The 4,208-nt window shown below is 43.5% G+C and carries 4 protein-coding genes and 1 tRNA gene; 3 read left to right on the top strand and 2 right to left on the bottom strand.

Going from position 1 to position 4,208, the window contains the following annotated elements:
* Nucleotides 1-70: 70 nt before the first annotated feature.
* Nucleotides 71-147 (bottom strand) — tRNA-Asn (locus ACZFYI_RS16510).
* A gap of 240 nt (nt 148-387) precedes the next feature.
* A complete protein-coding gene (locus ACZFYI_RS16505; RefSeq protein ID WP_462525229.1) occupies nt 388-1,245 on the bottom strand; it encodes a hypothetical protein in 858 nt (285 codons plus the stop codon).
* 202 nt (nt 1,246-1,447) lie between these two features.
* Here ACZFYI_RS16505 and ACZFYI_RS16500 point away from each other — a divergent pair, with 202 nt between their 5' ends.
* The 3 genes from ACZFYI_RS16500 to ACZFYI_RS16490 form a co-directional block, all read left to right on the top strand.
* Nucleotides 1,448-2,737, top strand: a complete 1,290-nt coding sequence (locus ACZFYI_RS16500) for a Gfo/Idh/MocA family protein (RefSeq protein ID WP_462525228.1) — start codon at nt 1,448-1,450, stop codon at nt 2,735-2,737.
* Between the two features lie 56 nt (nt 2,738-2,793).
* Nucleotides 2,794-3,252, top strand: coding sequence for a (2Fe-2S)-binding protein (locus ACZFYI_RS16495; protein ID WP_462525227.1), 459 nt, complete (start codon nt 2,794-2,796; stop codon nt 3,250-3,252).
* A 25-nt stretch (nt 3,253-3,277) separates the two neighbouring features.
* On the top strand, nt 3,278-4,208 hold a 931-nt coding region (locus tag ACZFYI_RS16490), incomplete at its 3' end, for a molybdopterin cofactor-binding domain-containing protein (RefSeq protein ID WP_462525226.1).

Below are 4,208 nucleotides of genomic sequence, written 5' to 3'. Positions count from 1 at the left end.
ATGGGTATAGAGGGGGTTTTTGATGGTAGTAAAACAAAAAAAGAGGTCGTTTCTGACCTCTTTTTTAAACTGGCTCCCCCTCTAGGGCTTGAACCTAGGACCCCATGATTAACAGTCATGTGCTCTAACCAACTGAGCTAAGGAGGAATTTATTTTATCTCTTTTGACCCCATGATTAATCCCGTACATACGGGACTCAACCAACTGAGCTAAGGAGGAATTTTAATCATTTTACCAGACCCTTTGGTCTAAGGTGATGCAATATTAGCAGGTTAAGCCATTTTTTCCAAACTGCCTCCACAAAAAAATTGGAATAATATCAACTGCAACTTAATTATTCCTATAAATCAGGGACTTATTTTTATTTTTTGATCTTCAATACCTTATTTATTCTTTTCCTTCGATCACCTGTTTCACCAAAAGCTTGTTGTAGATATAGGTAACTCCCAAAACCATCAAGCCGGCAATCACCGCCAACAAAACATTATAATAAGCCGGGGCAGACAAGGTCAGTCTCAGGAATATCGTCGCCAAAGCAAAGGAAGAATACCTGAAAAGGTTGTAATACTTGGTGGTGTAGCGCAATGAAAACAACAGAATAAAAACATCTGTAAAAATCAACAAAGTGTAAAACAACTTGATGCTATAAATAAACTCATGTGTCTGATAGGCTGTGAAAATGTCATAAATCCCCAATAGGATGAATGAAATTGTCAGATAAATTGATATCAGCTTTTTGATAGAAACAAATCCCTTCTGCTCCTCATAAGTTTTTGTAATCCTGATGTGTTTCTGCGCCCGATAAAAAAGCCCTGTGATCAAAAAAATCAAGACCGCGCCAAAAGCATCAGACACGATGGGTAGGAGTTCCATCAGAAACCCGACTTCCCAAGTCATATCTCCCAAATAATGCCCAAACTCCTTGAAGGCATCCCGAAGCAGAAGCAAAGAGATAATTTCAAACTGCTTTCCGACAGAATCCGCGACAGACTTTGGAATCAGAAAAATCAATCCCAAAACTTCAAATACCAAGAGCACATTGAAGGCCAATTCGATTGCAAAAAAAGCGGTGAAATTTTCGCCAAATTGCATAATCCCCAGATAGGAGAGCAATCCCATCAGCAGACCTCCCACAAAAAACACCACCACAATATTGCTGATCCATTTGGATACCTGCTCACTTTCCCAGTGTTCATCCAATAAATCGAAAACTCCGGTTTGCCATTCAAAAAACCTCTTTATCATGCCTATACAACTTCAATTTTCAAAATTGGTTATCAGCCATTTATTTCGTCCTTTATCCGTTCAAATGATTAAAATCTGATAAATATAATCAAATGGCAATCTCTCGGAAGGAGATAAAAATCACAGATGTTTTTTATTTATATTGAAATCAAAAGTAAGATCAAGCTTCAGTATCTCACCAACCAACTCAAAAACCAATCATATGAACCAAAATATCAATAGGCGGGATTTTGTGCGCTACTCCGTCCTTACCGCCCTAGGGCTTCAATTTTTACCTTTTCAAGGTCTCAAAGCTGCCGCCTCTGACAAGATAAGGATTGCCCATATCGGACTTGGCGGAATGGGATTGGCACATATGAATTGGTTTGCCAACTTACCCGAAGCTGAGATCGTCGCCCTCTGTGACGTCGATGAAGAGCACGCCAAGGAAGCTTTGACCCAACTCAAAAAAATCCATCCTGACACCAAAGCCCAGGTTTATACAGACTTTAGAAAAGTCCTGGAAAGGCAGGACATCGATGCGGTCACCATTGCGACGCCGGACCATTGGCATGCGCAGATCGCCATTTTGGCATTTCAGGCAGGTAAAGATGTCTATGGAGAAAAGCCTCTTTCCTATTCCTTGCGTGAAGGACAGCTGATGTTGGCTGCGCAAAAGTCAAACAACAGGGTTTTCCAATTGGGCACTCAAATCCACGCCGGAGACAATTACCACCGGGTTGCTGAAATTATCCAATCCGGGGAGTTGGGTAAAATCAAAACAGTTCGCCTTTGGAAAACCGGAGAACCTCCACTCATCGAAAAACTCAATTACCAAACCCCTCCGCCAAACCTGAAATGGGACATGTGGCTCGGGCCTGCTCCTTATTCAGAATATGCCCCTGAAAAATGCCACTTCACTTACCGGTATTTCATGGAATATTCCGGAGGCGTTTTTCAAGATTTTTGGTGCCATATCGCCGATGTGGTATGGATGTCCATAGCGCCAAGCGGACTGAAATCCATTTCGGCAAAAGGTGAAAAATCCGATGGCGTAGGCGACACCCCAAAATGGATTGATGTGGATTTCAAATTCAAAAAACTCAAGCTCCATTGGACTTCAACTCCCCCACCTGTCCAAGGTGCCGAGAAAATGGGAATTGGGGCTTATTTTGAAGGAACAAAAGGAAACCTAATCTGCGACTACAGCACGATGGCAATTCATATGAACGGTCAGACTTTGACTGACATCCCCGAAATCCCCAAGTCCATCCCAAGGTCGCCGGGCCACCAACAGAATTTTCTCGATGCAGTCAAATCACGGCAGCAACCGGAATCCAACCTTGAATATGCAAGGGAAATGACCCTTCCGATGCACTTGGCTTTGATTTCTTACAAACAGGAAAAATCATTGAAATGGGATTCAAAGAAAGAACTTTTTGTCAAAGATGAGTCCTCAAATTCTTTATTGTTTAGGCCATATCGGGAAAAATGGAACCTCATTGGTGCATAATTTCTTCATAATCCTTAACTTTTCCCTATCAAATAACAAAGACCAATCTAACCACTATGGAAAAATATACATTAACTGTCAATGGCAAAAAGCAGGAAGTGACAGCCGACCCGGACATGCCACTGCTTTGGGTTTTGAGGGATTTACTCTCGATGAAAGGAACCAAATTCGGATGTGGGCAGGCACTTTGCGGAGCCTGCACAGTACATTTGGACGATGAAGCCGCCAGATCCTGCAGTACTCCCATCTCCTCTGTTGGAAGTAAAAAAGTCACTACCATCGAAGGCTTGGACAAAGAAGGCCATCACCCACTCCAGGACGCTTGGGTAGAGCATGTAGTTCCCCAATGCGGCTATTGTCAAACAGGTCAGATCATGAATGCAGCGGCTTTACTCAAAAAAAGCCCCAACCCCTCAGACCTTGAAATTGAAGAAGCAATGGCAGGAAACCTTTGCCGCTGCGGCACTTACAACCGCATCAAAGATGCCATCCTAACTGCCTCCAAATCACTTTAACCTTGAACCCAAAACATCAAAATATATGATGCCGAACTTCCCGTTTTTAAAAAACAAAAAAACCGAAGACAAAAGCGAAGTCTTTGTTCCTTCACGCAGGGATTTCTTAAAAATCAGTTCCCTGGCAACAGGAGGATTCCTTTTGGGGGTCAATTTCCAATGTGCCGGACCCAAGGGTGAGACCATCACTTTTGCCCCAAATGTATTTGTCAGTATCAATTCAGACAATGAAGTCACCATCGTCGCCCACCGCTCTGAAATGGGCACGGGCATCCGAACCTCTTTGCCGCAAATCGTAGCAGATGAATTGGGTGCTGATTGGTCAAAAATAAAAATCGTGCAGGCTGAAGGCGATGAGGAAAAGTATGGCAACCAAAATACTGATGGCTCTTTTTCAGTCAGGATGTTTTATGAGCCCATGCGCAAAACCGGAGCCACAGCAAGACATATGCTCATCGCTGCAGCTGCCAAAAAGTGGGAAGTGAGTCCTGAAGAATGCCATACCGAAAATTCACAGGTCATCCATTCTTCAGGAAAGAAAATCAACTTCGGAGACTTGGTGGCTGACCTAAAGGAAATGCCGCTGCCAGATCCGGAAAGCGTAACCTTGAAAGAATTTTCCAGCTATAAGCTGATAGGAAAAGATGTCGCCATCTATGATGCCAGAGACATTTCCACAGGAAAGGCAGTTTTTGGTGCTGATATAGACCTACCGGGAATGCAGGTAGCTGTGATCAGGAGAAGTCCCGTCATTGGAGCAAAAGTCCTTTCCTTTGATGACACCAAAGCCATGGCTGTACCTGGAGTAAACAGGGTATTCAAAATAGACGGTGCTGGAATCCCTCCGGGTTTGGACAAAGCCTTGGAGGGTGTTGCAGTGATTGCAGACAATACCTGGGCTGCCATGAAAGGCCGGGAAGCTTTGGAAATTGAGTGGGACTTGGGACCTAACCAAA

It is taken from the genome of Aquiflexum sp. (assembly GCF_977115555.1).
Note: the sequence above shows the minus strand (reverse complement) of the source record. Positions and strands in the feature narration are given on the sequence as shown.